Annotated in this window: 11 protein-coding genes and 2 pseudogenes; 5 read left to right on the top strand and 8 right to left on the bottom strand. The window is 69.6% G+C overall.

Translation table 11 applies throughout. From position 1 onward, the window contains the following. Window positions 1-470: 470 nt before the first annotated feature. Complete coding sequence (locus tag AMK27_RS44485) at window positions 471-1634, top strand: eCIS core domain-containing protein (RefSeq protein ID WP_073903724.1); 1164 nt, start codon at window positions 471-473, stop codon at window positions 1632-1634. 184 nt (window positions 1635-1818) lie between these two features. Next, window positions 1819-2031, top strand: a pseudogene (locus AMK27_RS44490) (MFS transporter); the annotation flags it as partial. Window positions 2032-2320: 289 nt separating this feature from the next. Here AMK27_RS44490 and AMK27_RS07355 read toward each other — a convergent pair. Further along, window positions 2321-3724, bottom strand: a complete 1404-nt coding sequence (locus AMK27_RS07355; RefSeq protein WP_079188242.1) for a DUF7507 domain-containing protein — start codon at window positions 3722-3724, stop codon at window positions 2321-2323. A gap of 876 nt (window positions 3725-4600) precedes the next feature. Between AMK27_RS07355 and AMK27_RS07360 the strand changes: the two genes are divergently transcribed. Further along, a complete protein-coding gene (locus AMK27_RS07360) occupies window positions 4601-5224 on the top strand; it encodes a hypothetical protein (protein ID WP_073903726.1) in 624 nt (207 codons plus the stop codon). Between the two features lie 881 nt (window positions 5225-6105). Here the strand turns inward: AMK27_RS07360 and AMK27_RS07365 are convergent. Both AMK27_RS07365 and AMK27_RS07370 read right to left on the bottom strand, forming a co-directional pair. Then, complete coding sequence (locus AMK27_RS07365; RefSeq protein ID WP_073903728.1) at window positions 6106-7620, bottom strand: FMN-binding glutamate synthase family protein; 1515 nt, start codon at window positions 7618-7620, stop codon at window positions 6106-6108. A 154-nt stretch (window positions 7621-7774) separates the two neighbouring features. Next, window positions 7775-9460: an acetolactate synthase large subunit gene (locus tag AMK27_RS07370; RefSeq protein WP_073903730.1), complete on the bottom strand. Its 1686-nt coding sequence runs from the start codon at window positions 9458-9460 to the stop codon at window positions 7775-7777. 111 nt (window positions 9461-9571) lie between these two features. Between AMK27_RS07370 and AMK27_RS44495 the strand changes: the two genes are divergently transcribed. Together AMK27_RS44495 and AMK27_RS41140 are read left to right on the top strand one after the other, a co-directional pair. After that, window positions 9572-9862 carry a transposase gene (locus AMK27_RS44495; RefSeq protein ID WP_445194835.1) on the top strand — a complete coding sequence of 97 codons (291 nt, stop codon included), beginning with the start codon at window positions 9572-9574 and terminating at the stop codon, window positions 9860-9862. A 94-nt stretch (window positions 9863-9956) separates the two neighbouring features. Continuing rightward, window positions 9957-10298 (top strand): transposase, encoded by a 342-nt coding sequence (locus tag AMK27_RS41140; protein ID WP_158076908.1) that lies wholly within the window; start codon window positions 9957-9959, stop codon window positions 10296-10298. A gap of 4 nt (window positions 10299-10302) precedes the next feature. Here the strand turns inward: AMK27_RS41140 and AMK27_RS07385 are convergent, their stop codons facing one another. From AMK27_RS07385 to AMK27_RS07405, 5 genes and pseudogenes are all read right to left on the bottom strand, one after another. Next, entirely contained in the window at window positions 10303-10518 is a 216-nt protein-coding gene (locus tag AMK27_RS07385) for a hypothetical protein (RefSeq protein WP_241847343.1), read from the bottom strand. A 111-nt stretch (window positions 10519-10629) separates the two neighbouring features. Beyond that, a pseudogene (locus AMK27_RS44500) lies at window positions 10630-11660 on the bottom strand (TniB family NTP-binding protein). Next, window positions 11654-13897 carry a DDE-type integrase/transposase/recombinase gene (locus AMK27_RS07395; protein ID WP_073903734.1) on the bottom strand — a complete coding sequence of 748 codons (2244 nt, stop codon included), beginning with the start codon at window positions 13895-13897 and terminating at the stop codon, window positions 11654-11656. The pseudogene AMK27_RS44500 and the gene AMK27_RS07395 overlap by 7 nt, the downstream one beginning before the upstream one ends. After that, entirely contained in the window at window positions 13894-14706 is an 813-nt protein-coding gene (locus AMK27_RS07400) for a TnsA-like heteromeric transposase endonuclease subunit (protein WP_338014288.1), read from the bottom strand. The genes AMK27_RS07395 and AMK27_RS07400 overlap by 4 nt, the downstream gene beginning before the upstream one ends. 178 nt (window positions 14707-14884) lie before the next feature. After that, a partial coding sequence (locus tag AMK27_RS07405) for a helicase associated domain-containing protein (RefSeq protein ID WP_198955803.1) occupies window positions 14885-16348 on the bottom strand: 1464 nt, incomplete at its 5' end.

Consider the following 16348-nt stretch of genomic DNA (forward strand, 5'->3'; position numbering starts at 1 on the left):
CTATCTTCCGTCACTGACACACCCGGAGCGCCGCTGGTGAGCGAGGGCGGCGCCGGCCAGGTCCGACCGGCCGGCGCCGCCCTCGCGCAACTCGAGGAAGCGCTCCCAAGCCGTGTCGGGCAGCGCCAAGCCGTGTCGTACAGCGCCGAGCCGCGTCGGGCAGCGACAGACCGTGCCGCCGCCGCGATGCCTGTCGGGAGAGGGCCCGTCCCCAGAAGGCGTCGAGTGTGGGGATGTGGCGGCAGGCCGAGAGTGCAGGGAGAGCGCAGGGCCCGTGACCAGAAGGACGAGAACTGTGCCCCTGAGTCTGCCCCCGGACACCTCGCCCGGGAGAACACCGAAACGGTCTCGTGGGCTGTGTCCGCCTCACGAAAGGCACTCCGTTGGCACAGCACGCCCACCACCACGACCAGGCCCCCACAGCCAAGTCACCGCTCCCTCGTACGCCGGCCCCTCGGGACGATTCCGGGTTGCTCGCGCTCCAGCGCGCCGCGGGCAATACCGCAGTCCTCCGCATGCTCCAGCTCTCCAGCCATCCCCATGCCCTGGCACCGGTTCAGCAGAAGGAACGGGAGCTGGAGCGGCATCAGCACGGTGCGAGCTGCGGCCATCAGCAGGCCGAGCAGCCCGACGTCCAGCGCTCCTCCGTCCACGGCGTTCTCTCCGGCTCCGGCCGCCCTCTCGCCGCCCCGCTCCGCGAAGAGATGGAGGCCCGGCTCGGGGCCGACTTCAGCGACGTCCGTATCCACGACGATCAGGCTGCCCGCGACTCCGCCGCCGAGATCGGTGCCCATGCGTACACCAGCGGCAACAACATCGCCCTGGGCGACGGCGGCAGCGACAAGCACACCCTCGCGCACGAACTGACCCATGTGATCCAGCAACGCCGGGGCCCCGTCGCCGGAACCGACAACGGCGCCGGCCTGTCCATCAGCGACCCCTCCGACCGCTTCGAACGAGAGGCGGAGTCCAATGCCACGCGCGTCATGTCAGGAGCCGCGCCGGTTCAGCGAACTGAGGGAACTGCGGCGACCGTTGGACGCGATGTCCATCCCAACGAAACCATCATTCAAAGGATGCCGAAAGGGAGGGCCGTGGACGGGCCCAAGCAGGGCGATCATCTCTTCAATGCCCTGGGTAGCGCCATTCTGGGCCTCATTACCTCGCTCAGGACACAGAACACGGAGCTCGCGGGTGACAATCCAGATATAGCGAGGCAGATCGATCAGCTGGAGGTGCTTGCGAACGCCGCGGTGACGCAGCGCGCGAATGCTGACTTCGAATCGGCGGCAGCAGTAAAGGGAGGCGGCTCCGGGCGGACCGGAGACGCGAACTCGCAGCGTTACGGAGAATTCTCCCGGCAGATGGTCACCGCGGTCAACGAGCTCCCGTTCCTCTACGGTTGGGCGCACATGGAAGCGGCACAAGCCGTCACAGCAGTGTCAGACCAAGCCGGACTTGAATCGATCATATTCGACCAGGACGCGTATAAGAGAAAGAGGGAGGAGAACGGCGTAAAGAAGAAGCCGAAGCCGTTCGAGGCGTGGGTCGCGAAAACGAAGAATGACATGTGGACTCTGTTCCAGGCATATCGGGCGGTCGTTCTGGAGATTAACAGGGCATCTGCTCCGTAGAGCTGGGAGCCGCCCACGCGGAGGGCCACCCGGTGGCGCGGACGCAGAGCACGACGGCCGTCCTCCGGCCGGTTGCCTGCCATCCGGAGGACGGCCGCACAGCGGACCCGGTGCCACCCGGGCTGCTCCCGACCGTCGGCGATGTCGGGGTGCGGCTGCGGAGCGGCCGTCGGCCGCACGCCGGATACGACGTTCGGATCCACGTACGCATGGCCGCTCCGGAGCGGGGAACCCACAGAAACGCGCCCGAAGAGAGGGAGCCATGACCGGAGACACGGCGCGGGACAACCCTGAGCCCGCATCCACAGGAACCGTGACGACCGCCGTGCCGGCCTGACTCGACCGGCTGCCCTGCTCACGGTGGCACTGGATGATCGTGATCGGCCTCGGGACCTTGTCGACAGCCCATGACGCCATGCCCGCCATGCCTGCCATGCCCGCCAAAGGCGACGTGGCGGATCCGTCACGTAACCGACGAGACGTACGCGTGTACGCCCCTCGGCACCGGCCGTCTCGCCGGTGCCGAGGAGTCGCCGCTCACCTCGCCTCCCGCAGGGCATGCGGAACGACTCAGAACGCGTCGAAGCCGCGGCCGTCAGGCATGGGCGGCAGGGGGTGAGGGGGGCCAGCATCCCCGACGTACAACAGCCCTCTCGGCGAAAGCCGCCCTCCTGGCCGACAGCCGGTCAGGTGCGGGGCACGCAGGGGGTGCAGCAAGCAGGTGCGGGTTCGACGCACACGGTGACCGAGTCGGTGTTGTCGGACGGGTCGGGGTCCTTCTCGGCGGCGGTGACGGTGGCCGTGTTGGTGACGCGGCCGGGCCTGGTGGCCTTGGCCCGCACGGTGAGGGTGGCGCGGGCTCCGGCGGCCAGGGCGCCGACGGACCACTGGCCGGTCTCCGGGTCGTAGGCGCCAGCGTCGGTGTCGGCGGACAGGAAGGTGAGGCCGTCGGGGAGCCGGTCGGTGACCGTGACGCCGGTGGCCGGGCTGGGACCGGCGTTGTGGACGGTCAGACGGTACGTCACGGTCTGACCGACGGTCACGGTGGTCGCGTCGGCCGCCTTGGTCACGCCCAGATCGGCAGCCGGCCTCACCTCGGTCACCGCCTCGTCGGAGGTGGACGTCAGTGGCTCCGGGGTGGAGCCGAGCCGGTTCTCGTACGCGGCGACAGCGGTGTTGGTCACCCGGGTGCCCGCCGTCTCCAGACCGAGGGTGACCCGGTACTCGACGGTGGTGCCCCCGGGCAGAGCGGCGGTGTTGGCCAGACTGCCGCCCTGGCCGGCGGAGGCGCCGGTGCCGAGCCGGAAGACCACCGTGTCGCTCGCGGAGTCGTACGCGGCCTCGTCGTCACCCGCCCGGTCGGTCTTCACTCCGGCGTTCGGGCCGTCGATGATGCGGAGGGAGCCGGGCACGTACGTCGTCCCCGGCGGCAGTGCGTCGGTGAGGGTGAGCCGCTCGGCGGCTCCGCCCCCTTCGTTCTTGGCGGTGATCCGGTAGGTGACGACATCGCCGACGTCCAACGGGCCGGCCGGGACGGCGGTCTTCGTGAGCACCACGTGGGGAGCGGTACCGAAGAACACCCCGTCGAGGAAGTTGCCGATTCCACGGTTGCCGCCGGCCGCCGAGACGGATCGGAAGGCGAATCGGGTGGTGGTCTGCCCGGCCGGGACGGTGTAGGTGCCGGTGTAGTACCCCCACGCGGTGTTGCCGTCGGTGAAGGAGCGCTGCTCGACCGTGCTGCCCGGAGCGCCGATGTCCAGGGCCATCGTGTCCTGCCCCTGCCGGCCGCGGTGGTACAGCCGCCAGTACAGCTTGGTGCCCGGGGTGGTCGGCAGGTCCTGGTAGAGGGTGGAGACCTGGTTGGCGTTGAGTTCGGCGAACTGCTCGCCCTCCGCGGAGGGCACGCCGTTGAAGCCGGAGTGCCACACCTCGACCATGTGGTCCGTGGCTGTGGTGAGCCAGCCCGGGACGTGCCGCGGGGCCTGGGTCTGCGAGGCGTCCGGGAGGAACGCCATGTCGGTGACGGACGGCTGCTCGAAGCTTCCGTTGACGAGGGCGACACGGAGGGGGACGGAAGGAGGTGTGCTCATGGTGACGTCTCCGATCGGTCGACGGTGCGCGATGGACCCCGCCGGCCTGGAACACAGGCCGAGCGGCAGGAACGCCCTGTAGCTCACCGCCCCTGTGCCGCCGGGTACAGCGGAGCCTGAAGCCTCCCGGCCAGCACCGACCGTCGGGTTTACCCGCGGAGGACATCGAGCGTTACGGTGCTCCCGCCTCCCGCCGCAGACTTCCGGCGACCCCACCGGCCACCCGTGGACCACAACGCACGCGCGTACCTCCCGTGCTGACCGGATGACATGGCACTCTGGCGTTCACGCGCCACTGGAATGAATGAAGAAACGATCGCCAAGTTGACGCACATGCGTTCCATGAGCGGCTCGTTGAAGGGCCGTCCCGTTTCCGGCGGACAGGGCGATCTCGGCGATGCTGATGCGGTGACGGTGGCGAGCGTTGCGTATCGCGCGCCCCGCCCGGACATCGCGCGCCCACAAGGTTGCGAATGGCTCGCCGCTCCTCGCGCCCACCGGCCTGTTTCCTCACGGTGGGGAGAGTCTTGCTGCTGGGGTCCACGGCAAGCATGTCGATCCCTGGAGCAGCCAGGGTCAGGATGATCGGGCAGGGACCGCGGCCGAGGTCGACCATCCGAGGGACGGCGATGTGATCGTGCGCCAGAGCCGCCACGGAGTTCGTGAGCAACTCGGGATACGCCAGGCGGTACCCGCTGTAAGGGTCGGCCCTGCTCTCGAAGATCTGGCCGGCATTCGCCTGCAGCAGGCGGCGCTCGGTCTGGGTGGACACCATAGGTCTTGCCCGGCGATTCCCCGCGGCCTCTGCGGGAATTGTCCCTGAGGTCAAATCTGGCTCTGTGGAACCGGTCGCTTGAGGCGGTACGTCCCCCATACATGCTGACCGTCCTGGGGATACTCTTTGCCGTCGCGCCTACCGCCGTCTGGACAGCGATCGCCCGTACCCGTCTTGTCGGCTTCGCGATCGGCGCCACGTTGCTCGCAGGAGCCGGTCTGCTGATCAGCGTCCAGCAGGTATGGATCCACGCCCCCCGGCCCGACGCCCATCTCGTGTTCACGATCCTGGCGCCTGCGCTCATCGTCTGCGGTGCGGGACTGGAACGCCGGCACGAGAACTCCCGTCCTCCGGAATGGATGGTCCGCCGCAACGGGGCGATCGGCTTCCTGGGGATGCAGTTCGCCCTCACCCTCGTGGTCGGCCCCTGGTACGCGCTGCTGATCAGCGAAGGTTCGGAGGCCCCGCCGTCCAAGGCTCTCCCCTCGTTGCCGCCGAGCATCAGCATGATCAGCGAGGGCACCAGCTGCGGTTCCGGCGGCTGCTGGCGCTTTGTGAAGGTCGCCAGCAGGGATGACTTGTCCCGCCCGGAGATCATCCGCGCACTGGGCCTCCAGCAGGAGAGGTGCCGCCGCAACGGCTGGCTGCTCGACCAGCGTGACCTGTGCGTCGGAGCCAGGGACAACGGCAAGAACGTCACCATCTACGCCAGCTTGGGATACTGAGGGGCTGCTTCTGGCCGGTCACGGTGGTCGCGAAGGAGAACCTGTGACAGGCCGCGTGCCCCGCTGGTGACAATCAGGCTGCTCAGGCTGCTTCGACCGGACTCCTGCACCCGCCCGATGTCCGTGTCACGCTCGCACGTGGCGTAGGGGGAGTCGAGCGGCGCTGAACCGCCCCGGCTGGCCGTTGCCCTGCGGGGCACTGGCGCGAGCCGCGCCCTCGTCGGCGGGACCCTGGCTGCCGCTGTCGGCAACGACATGGCAGCGATGCCGGACCCGGCCTCGCTATGGCGCTCACCGCAGCCGCGTCGGCGGGCGGTCGGCGCGTGGATGGACGAGGTCATCCAGCAGATCCACAGACTCACCTGGACGAATCGGGCCGCCTCTGGAGGCGTGCTCTGGACGACCGGCTGCGCGTTTCGATTCCGGACCGGTGGGCGGTCCTGCGTCGTTGAGTTCTACCGTGCCCCGCGCGACGGTGAACCCCCGGGTGCCTGATGTCCGAGCTGTCGCCAGACCTTCCACGGCTGCGGACCCTGGAGCACTGGCTGGTGCTGTGCCGATGCAGTGCACCCGGTGCGCCGGGACGGCCAGCAGGCGCACCGCCCGCAGGAGCCCGGACCGCACCGCGGCCGGAGGCCGGCCACTGAGCGGACTCGATGGCGCGCACTCGCTGGGGTGGTGCGCACCGCCGACGCCTCGCGGTCACTCCACCGAGTTGACCGCATCACCGCACCGGGTCGGTGCGCACCGGTGCGGTGATGCGCGCACCGAGTCCATCCGGTGCGCACCGCGACGCGCACCACCGTCCGCTCGGTGCGCTCCACTCGGTGGGCGTGCTGCGCAGGCCATGACGGTTGAAGAGAGTTGGCCGAGTGGCTAGCTCAGGTGGTGAGCAGCTCGGCGATCTCGTGGGCGAGGTCCGGCCCGAGCGAGCCCCAGCCGTCCTTGTAGCCGTACACGCTCCCCAGGGTGCGGGCGTCGTAGTCGCCGTTCAGGATGTCTATGTCGGTCGGGGTGATGAGCGACGGGTGGGGGACACCGACGGCGCCCGAGACCTTCAGCAACTCCCTGCGCAAGGTGCGCAGATACATCGCGGCCCGGATGCTCTTCGAGGGCGCGTCGATGCCGCGCGCCAGCCACGGGTTCTGGGTGGCGATGCCGGTGGGGCACTTGTCGGTGTGGCACTTCTGGGCCTGGATGCAGCCGATGGACAGCATCGCCTCACGGCCCACGTTGATCATGTCGACGCCGAGGGCGAACGCGACGACGGCGTTCTCGGGCAGGCCGAGCTTGCCGGAGCCGATGAAGGTGATGTCGTCGGTCAGGCCCCGCTCGGCGAACACACCGTAGACGCGGGAGAAGCCCATGCGGAACGGCAGGGACACCGAGTCGGCGAAGATCAGGGGAGCCGCCCCGGTGCCGCCCTCGCCACCGTCGACGGTCACGAAGTCGACCCCTCGCTCACCCCGCTCCATCAGCGTGGCGAGTTCCTCCCAGAAGTCCATGTCCCCGATGGCGCTCTTGATCCCGACCGGCAATCCGGTCTCCGTGGCCAACAGTTCCACGAAGTCGAGCATCGAGTCCACGTCGTGGAACGCGGTGTGCCGCGACGGCGAAGCGCAGTCCTCGCCCGCGGGAATGCCGCGGATCGCGGCAATCTCGTCGGTCACCTTCGCGCCCGGCAGCAGGCCGCCGAGCCCCGGCTTCGCGCCCTGCGAGAGCTTGATCTCGATCGCCTTGACGGGCGCGCCCGCGACCAGTGACTTGAGCTTGTCGAGGTTGAACGTCCCGTCCTCGTTGCGGCAGCCGAAGTACGACGTACCGATCTGGAGGACAAGGTCCCCGCCGTTGAGGTGGTAGGGCGACAGGCCGCCCTCTCCGGTGTTCTGCATCGTCCCGGCCAGCGCCGCGCCCTTGTTGAGCGCCGTGACGGCCGCGCCGGACAGCGAGCCGAAGCTCATCGCCGAGATGTTGATGACGCTCGCCGGGCGGAACGCCTTCGCGCGGCCGCGCGGTCCGCCGAGCACTTTGGCCGAGGGCAACGCCGCTTGTGGGTCGCTCAGATCGGGCAGCGGACCGGCGAACGTACGCTGCTTCACGTAGGCATGACCCTGCACGTGCTCGACGTCGTTGTCGGTGCCGAACCCGAAGTGGTTGTTCTCCCCCTTCGCCGACGCGTAGATCCAGCTGCGCTGGTCACGGCTGAAGGGACGCTCCTCGTCGTTGGACGTCACGATGTACTGCCGTAGCTCGGGGCCGATCGTCTCCAGCAGATACCTGGCGTGTCCCACCAGGGGGAAGTTCCTCAGCAGCGCGTGCTTCTTCTGCACGAGGTCGCGGGCGGCCACCAGTGCCAACCCCGTGGCGGCTGCCGCACCTATGCTCCGAGCACGCATCACATTCGTTCCTCTCCTCGACCGGCCGAAACTCACGGTGACCCCCTACCCCGCGCCGCGGAAATGCCACGCGGTGCCGGAGACCAGCCGGCACCGCCCTCGCGGGATGGCCGCTGCGCGGCCCGTACGGGAGTCGGGCCGCGCCGCGGGCGGGTCAGAGCGCCGAGTCGAGGTGCCCGAGGTACTTGATGAGGTTCATGTTCTCGGCGTAGTCCACCGGGCAGTTGATGATCGACACGCCCGGGTCCGCCAGTGCCTCACGGAGCGTCGGCAGCAGGTCCCCGGCGGACTCGATGTGGTAGCCCTTCGCGCCGAAGCTGCGGGCGTACTGGACGATGTCCGGGTTGCCGAAGTCGGTGTTGGAGTTTTCCCCGACCTCCAGGTCCATCTTCCACTTGATGAGCCCGTAACCGTTGTCCTCCCAGATCAGCACGGTCAGCGGAATGTTCTCGCGGACCGCCGTCTCGATCTCCTGGGAGTGCATGAGGAACGAGCCGTCGCCGACCGCCGCCAGCACCTTCGACTGCGGCCTGGCGAGCTGAACCGCGAGCGCGCCGGGCAGCGAGAAGCCCATGGTGGACAAGCCGTTGGAGATGAGGCAGGTGTTCGGCGCGTACGTCGGGTAGAGCCGGGCCATCCACATCTTCAGCGCGCCGGTGTCGACCAGCACGATGTCGTCGCGACCGAGCGCGGCGCGGGTGTCGGCGATGACGCGCTGCGGGGCGAGCGGGTAGCGCTCGTCCGCGGCGCCCTGCTCGAGTTCCTTGGCCAGCAGGGCGCGGGTGGCCACGGTGTCCTCGTCGTCGATGGTCCAGCGCAGGCCGCCGAGCTCGCTGGCGAGGGCGTCAAGGGAGGCCGAGATGTCGCCGATGATGCCGACGTCGACCGAGTAGCTGTCGTCCACCTCCGCCGGGACGCGGTGGATGTGGATGATCTTCTTGTCGCCGTCCGGGTTGATCCGGGAGGGGTCGAACTCCTGCAGCTCGTAGCCGACGGCGATGACGACGTCGGCCTCCTCGAATCCGAAGTTGGTGTAGTCGCGCCGCATGAAGCCGAACGTGCCGGTCGCGCACGGGTGGTCATCGGGCAGGACGCCCTTGCCGTGGAACGTGGTCGCCGTCGACACGTCGAGTGCGGCGGCGAACGCCGCCAGCGACTCCGCGGCGCCGCCGCGCGCCGCGCCGTGTCCGGCGAGGATCACCGGCCGGCGGGCCTCCCGCAGCAGCTCCACGGCTCGCTCGATCTGCTTCGGGGACGGGGCCTCGGGCTGAACGACGTTCCTGCGCAGCGGGCGCAGGTCCGAGCCGTCCGTCGCCGCGTCGACGTCCTCGGGCACGGCGAGATAGACGGCACCGGGCCGCTCGGACTCCGCAGTCTTGAACGCGCGCCGCACCATCTCGGGGATGGCCCGGGTGGCCGGGACCTCCGCCGACCACTTGGTGACCGGGGCGAACATGCTCACCAGGTCCACGAACTGGTGGGACTCCTTGTAGTTGCGCTCCTTGCCGACCTGCGCGGTGATCGCGACGACGGGCGTGCTGTTCGTCATGGCGTCCGCGACGCCCAGCATCAGGTTGATCGCGCCGGGCCCCAGCGTCGCGGACATCACCCCCGCCGAGCCGGTGAGCCGGCCGTACATCTCCGCCATGAAAGACGCGGCCTGCTCGTGCCTGGTGAGGACGTAGCGGATCTTCTCCGAGCGGGCGAGGGCGTTGGTGAAACGGATGTTCTCCTCGCCGGGTACGCCGAACACCACCTCGACGCCCTCGTTCTCCAGACAGCGAACCAGGAGTTCGGCCGCTCCGTCGGGGGTCTGCTTCCGCTGCTCGGCGTCGCTCACGCTGATCGTGTCCTCTCCTGAGTTCTGGCCGCGCCGACGGGCGGGCCGGTCAGCCGTCTACCCCTGCCGGCCGGCCGCAGTCACAAGCTCACCGAGTGCCATCGCCTGTGGTTGGCCGACGGCACCTGGGAGCGTCTGCTCCAGCAGGTCCAGGCCGCGGCCGACGCCGCAGGCGAGGTCGACTGGGACATCTCGGTCGACTCCACTATCGTCCGCGCGCATCAGCACGCGGCCGGCGCCCGCACCGACCTGCCGCTGGCCCCGGGATCAGAGGGGGCCGCAGGGGTGGAACACCAGGACGAGACGCCGTGGCAGAGCCTTCTTGCCCGCCTGGTGGAGGTGGCGTGGGAGGCGAGGGCCTGGGCCGCTCGCGGGGCGGGCTCACGAGCAAGCTTCACCTGAGCGGGGACGGCCGCTGCCGCCCACTGTCCCTGATCGTCACTCCAGGTCAGCGGGCGGACTGCACCCAGTTCGAGCCGGTCTGGAGAAGATCCGGGTGCCCAGATCTGGCCTGGGCGGGCCGCGCAAGAAGCCCGACAGCCTCGCGGCTGACAGGGCCTACAGTAACGGCCTCATCCGCGAGTACCTGCGACGGCGGGGGATCCGCCACACCATCCCGGAGAAGACTGGCAGCCAGGCGGCCCGACTGCGCAAAGGGGCACGTGGTGGACGGCCGCCCGGCTTCGATGGGGACCGCTACAAGAAGCGCAACACCGTCGAGCGGGCGATCAACCGCATGAAGCAGTCCCGGGCGGTCGCCACTCGCTACGACAAGCTCGGCTACGTCTTCCTCGGCAGCGCCACCGCCGCGGCCCTCGTCATCTGGCTTCGGGCATGAAGTGCTACGCGACCCAGTAGTAGACGCCCTGGCCCTGGCGCCGAGCACTGCTGACGAGAGCAGCCAGACCACCCACGATCGCGTCGGCGATCTCCGTGCCGATGACCTCGCCGTCCTCCGCACGCAGCCGGGTCCACGAGGTGGCGACGTCGCGCAATCTGGCGTGCTCGGCGTCCGCGAGGGCGCCGAACTCATCGCCATGGATGAGGGCGTTGTCCAAACCGCCGGCAGCGATCGCTCTGCCACACCGCTCAGCGCGCTCCCCGACACGGTCGGCGGCGTTCTGGCGCCTGCCTCTCATACGGTTCTCGGCCCTGGTGGCGGACGCCGGTCAGGGCTGGCGGTGCGTGGGCATCGGGTGGCGCCTGGGTGCCCGGGCCCGTTGTTCGGCGGCGGTGTCGAGCTCGATGTGTTCGAGGAGCTTCTTGGTGATCTTCTCGGTGCCGTCCAGCAGGGAGACCAGGGCGGCTTCGCGGATGAGGTGGGAGAGGCTGCCCATGCGGCCGCCGGTGCGGGCGTGCAGGTAGGCGGCGTGTGTGACCAGCGTGCCGGGCCGGTGCTGGCGCAGCCGCAGCGCGCTGTCCATGCCGTTCACCAGGTCATTCCAGACCTGCTTGTCGCCGCTGCTGCCGTAGCGCAGCGGCTGGTTGCGCACGATCTTGAAGCGGCCGGCGAGCTGGGAGCCGCGCACGCCGGTCAGCAGCGGTGAGGCTTCGACGTCGATGCCGGAGTAGACGAACGTCGCTGGGATCCGCTCACCGAGGTACTTCAGCTGGTCGGAAGTCTCGGCGCCAGCCCGGCTGCGGGTGTCCATCAGATGCACGTCGTCGACCAGGACCAGCTGGGTGCCCATCTCGCACAGCAGCTCGCACACGGCGTTAGTGATCTGGATCTGGTTCATCCGCTCCAGCGTAGGCAGGCCGAGGAAGCGGGCGAGCTCGCTGATGAGCATCTTCGGTGTGGAGGACGGCGGCCCGGCGGCACGGTGATGAACAGCACCTGCAGACGCCCGTCCTGGTCGGGGTGGCGGCGCCGGTCGGCGAGTTCGACGGTGCGCCCGAGCTGCTGCATCGCGGTGGTCTTCCCGGTGGTGGCCGGCCCGGAGATGATCAGGCCGCGTCTGGCTCCGCCCTGCTGGCCGCGGTTGAGCAGCAGCAGGCGGCGTACCGCGGTGGAGATGGTGTCCATGGCAGGGGTCTTCAGCACGACGAACCGTGCGTGGTAGTCCTCCCGCTGCTCCAGCGTCCACTCCTGGTCGCCGACGTCCCGAGCCCGGGTGTGGGGCGTGTCGACGAACTGCTGCCACCTGTCCCACGTCGTCAGTGGACTGAAAGTGCTGGCGGGCTGCGCCGTCGTCACCATGCCAGGGCCTCCTGGTACGGGTCGTAGATGCGCATGCTGCCCGCCCCGGCAACGCCCGGCGTCTGCTCAGCGGCCTGGTTTCCGGCCGTTGCGGCCGTCGGCTCGGACGCTTCATCCGCGTGGCCCGCCGTGACGTCCTGGCCGCCGGCGAGGGCGGCGAGAAGGAAGTCCTCGCCGCCCGGATCGTCATCGATGTCATCCAGGCTGTCGTCGATGTCCCAGCCGTCGGCGTCCAGCGGGACGGTGAAGGAGCCGGGCAGCCCGAACGAGGCCCCCGGCGCGAGAGACGCAGGCCACTGCTGCGGTGTGGTGACGGGGGAGAGATCAGTCATCTGCGCGGCAGCCTGGGCCCGGGCAGCTACCGTCCGCTCTCGTCTGCTGCCCAGTCCCTGACTGGCACGGCGCAGCAGCCCATCCAGCGCCTGGGCGATCGCCGCCTCGTGCTCTTCGCGGCCATGCCGGCGTTCCACGGTGCGGCGGACGTGGTCGAAGGTGAACGCGGTGAAGGGGCGCCGTACCGCCGCCGCGTGGACCCACGGCACCTCCAGCCATCCCTCAGGCAGGCGCACCCACACCCGGTTCGGATCGTAGGGGTTGTGGTGGACCTCCCACCGTCCGTTCTTCTCCGTCTGCGGTGAGCGGCGGCGCCGGTAGGCGTTCAGGCCGGGGTGGTCGTAGGTGCGGCAGCCGAAGCGGACGCCATAGTCGTTGATCCCCAGCCACCGCAAGGGCAGCAGCTCAACGTAGTCGTCGGCGGACAACGGCACCGGCACGTGCCCCGTCACCGCTACCAGCGCTGCCCACATCTCGTTCGGGGAGACGGCGACCTGCGGCATCACCGGGTGTCGCAGCGCCTCGTGACGGCGCTCCTGCCACCCGCAGATGACCCACTCGTCCAGCAGCTCCTGAAGCTGCGCCAGGCTCCAGCACGCATCCTCCTGCGTGGCCGCGCCCCGCTGGCAGACGTCCGAGCCGGTGTGGCCCGGCAGATACTGGCTGAAGCCGTCGGCGATGGCGCGGAAGGTCCGCTCCACGTTCCCCTTCGCGGGGCCGTTCGCCGGCGGAACCGGCTGCACCGACACCCCCAGGCTCTCGCACGCGGAGACGAACGAAGCCGACACATACACCCGGCCCTGGTCCACCACCACAGTCTCCGGCATGATCACCGGCCGTGCGGCCGCCCGCCCCAGCCGAGCGTCCAACGCGATCAGCCGCTCATACGGGATGACGGACCGCTGCATGGACAGTGCCTTGTCCCAGCCCGGCCGCATCACTGCTGGCACCACCATCTGCGCCAGCAGCATCGCCGCGTCCACCGACGTCGTGCCCACAGGGCGCAGCAGCGCGGCGCAGAGGCTGCGCGTCGCCACGTCCAGCGCGATGCACAGTTCAAGACGGCCGGTCACACCATCATCCAGCACCGCCAGTACGTCCAGCGGCGTGCTGTCCAGCATCACCAGCTCGCCCGGCCGCAGTGCCACCGTCGGCGTGAACGGAGGTGCCGGCCGCGACGCGTGCCACCGCCGCTGCGCCGCTGTCCCCAAAAGGCCCTGCCCGTCAGCCACCGCGTGCACAAGCCGGTTGAATGTTGACGCCGGCGGCAAGTCCACCACCCCCGCGCCGTACTCCTCCTCGAGCAGCCACCCCACCTGGCGGCGCAGCCGTACCAGCGTGCCTGTCGACCGCTCCCGCTGCCCCTCCAGCCCCTTCCTGACTGCCGCGACCACCCGCTCATCGGCCCGCCCCACAGCCGACCGCTCCCGCACCGCCCGGCCGTCCACCAGCCCCCATAAGCCCTCGCTGCGGTAGCGCGCCCGCATCCGGCGCACCGTCGCCGCACTCGCGGCCCAGCCCGCCGCCCTCAACTCCTCCGCCTTCGCCTGTTCCCGCTGCGCCAGGCTCCGCGTCGCCGGATCGAACTGCTCACGCGGGGCGCCCTGGCCGACCGCGTCAGGAAAGCCGGTCTCCACCTCCCGCGCATGCCGCTGCCACGCCACAGCCCGCTCGCGCACCTGTTCCGGCAGGGCCTCAACCAGCCCGAACGGCGGCACCCTCCCTAGCGTCGGCCCGCCTTCCACATCGAAGGACGGATCAGCGAACAGATAGGGCAGCAGCACCACCGCCGAGGTGCCCTCATCGGTCACCAGAGTGGCCCGGGCACCTTCCAGCACGGCGACCGTCCATACCCGTTCGTCGTAGCGAAGGCGCGCCCCGACTCCGACAACCGCTTGCCTCATGCCGCTCCGGCCTCCTGCCGGGCGACCGAGACAACGGCGCGCTCATGCAACGGCTCGTCCAGCCGCACCCGAAGCACACCGCTCCACAGCGCATGAAAGACCGCGGGCCACAGGGCGATCGGCTCACCCAGCTCCCGCACGGCCTCCACCGCTGGCCGCGGACTCCTGAACGCCTCCACCAGAGCCGGCATCCACGGTCCTGCGGCGTACCGGGGATGCCGGTAACCGGCCAGCCACCGCACATTGGCCACCAACATCGGATCCGGCGGCCCCGCGAGCCGATAGGGCCAGCCCACTGCCTCCGCGGCAGCCGCCACAACCCGCGCCCGCTCCGCCAGCCGGGCAGACGACCCGGTGCGTCCCGCGCAGTCGAGCAACAGGCCGCTGCCGTCCTGAAGCCGGGCCATCAGCTGCGGCGCATGAGAGACGACCTTGCCGCCCTCACGCCACACCAGCTCCACTGGCCGACAGGCCAGCGCCACAACCGCCGGATCCCGGTCGAGCAGCATCAGCTGGGTCCGCATGACACCAGACCCGTACGCCACCAGCCGCCCGCTGGTCGACGACCACCACCACCCCGGCGCCACGCGCCGCCCATACCGGACGGGAAACGACCGAATCAAAGGACAGTCCTCAAAGCTAACGTCCTGCGCCGCCGCAAGCCACGAAACCTGATGTGCCTTTCCCAGAGGATCACGAAAGCACGCGTCGACCCCGCCGGTAGCCACAGGTACAGCGGAAACCTTGAGATCACCCGCCGCATCCACAGCAACAACTTCGCCAGGCTCCATACCCGAAGCCAAGTACATGAGCAGAAGCGCAGATGTTCCGATCCTCGCCGCTCACCCGAACGGATGAGAACTCTTTGCGCAGGGCGTGGTGTCTCTGCAGACCGGGCTTGGTCTGGCGGACAGCGGCCCGAAGTTCGAGGTCTACGACTGGGGAGGCGATCTCGTCCTTCATGGTGTCGTCTCGGCTCTGGCATTCCTACCCGCACGCGTCCGACGGTACGGGCTGGACGACAGCTTCACCCGCCGGACCCAGGTCCCCAGGCCGACTCGGCACCGGCGCGGTCACTGCCCAGGGAACGTCCAGTGCAGAGAGGGCGGCCTGCTGCTCTTGGGCGAGTTTGTCCCGCCTCGCGCGGGTGTTGGAGACCCACACGCCCAACCTGACGGCCACCGGTTCGGTTTCGCCGTCGACCGTGATCTGTTCGGTGTGGCCGCGGGGTACAGGCCGGTCGGCGCCTTCCCGTTCCACCCATTGCTTGAGGGCTGTGAGTCCGCGTTGGAATGCTTGTTGTGCCTTGTTCGGGCCCTTTGTCGTACGCGCCGCCGTCGGGGCGGGGGCCGGTGCCTGGTCGGGCTGCACGCCGAGCTTCGTCAGTCGTTCTTGCTGTTCGGTGGAGAGCTGCTTCCAGGTGCCTGGGTTGCGTTGCTGCTGGATCCAGCGTCCGATGTCGTCGCCCTCGAAGAGCACGCCGGGCTTGATGTCGGGCAGCACTCCATCGTCCTCGGCGTCGGCGAGGTCGGCGAGGACCTTGTGGTGGCGTTGCCAGTCGAGTGGCCAGGGGCAGTTCCAGTCCGGGTCGATCTCCGCCAGCTGCTCCGCGCGCGCCGTGGCCCGCTCCGCATCCTTCCCGAGCCCGCCCCTGCGGCGGAGGTTGGCGAGGAGCTGTCCGACAGCTAGCTGCTCCCCGTCTGCCGCGCCTTCGCCCCAGACAGCGTTCTGTCGGGGTGCGAGGTGCCCGTGTGCTTGGTGGTACGAGCGGAGTGCGGCGAGTTTGTTCTCCCATGCTTCGTCGCCGGGTTCCCACACCATGCCGGCCTCTGGCATGTCGAGGAGGTTCTTGCGGTGGGGGTCGAGCTCCCCGGCCCGCAGCGTCTTTCGCTGTTGATGCACCCATCGGCCAAGGGGGAACGTCTTCGTCGTCCCGACTGCGGTCTCGACGTCATAGGGCACGGAGTGCAGGCCGGTGATCCCGTTCTCAGCTCGCCAGCGGGTGAGGGCTTGGTAGCCCTCGAGCCAGACGAGGGACTGGGGGCGGATGACGCGGCAGCGGGTGAGGGCGGCGATGTCGGCGGCGTCGCGGGGGGAGGCGAAGTTGACCACGATGGAGGCGACCCGGTCGGCCTCCTGCTGCGCCTGGCTGGTCTCCGCGGGCATGTCCCCGTTCTCCGGGCCGGCCGCGGTCGCGGGGGAGGGGTGGACGTGGATGCGCCGGCGTTCGGCGCTGCCGCGGGTGAGGGCGCGGGAGGCGAGCTGGTCGACCATGCGTTCCGAGTGCGAGCGCAGCGCCTGGAGGATGTCGACGAGGGGCTGGTAGCTGGCCGAGGCGACCATGTCCTTCGGGTCTTCCCCGGGCTGGAGGAAGACCGGGATGATGATCCGCGCCGTCTTCACGCTGCCGTCGGGATTCGGGCGCAGGGCGCGTCCGATGTTCTGGACGAT

This window comes from Streptomyces sp. CB02009, assembly GCF_001905825.1.
GTDB lineage: Bacteria > Actinomycetota > Actinomycetes > Streptomycetales > Streptomycetaceae > Streptomyces.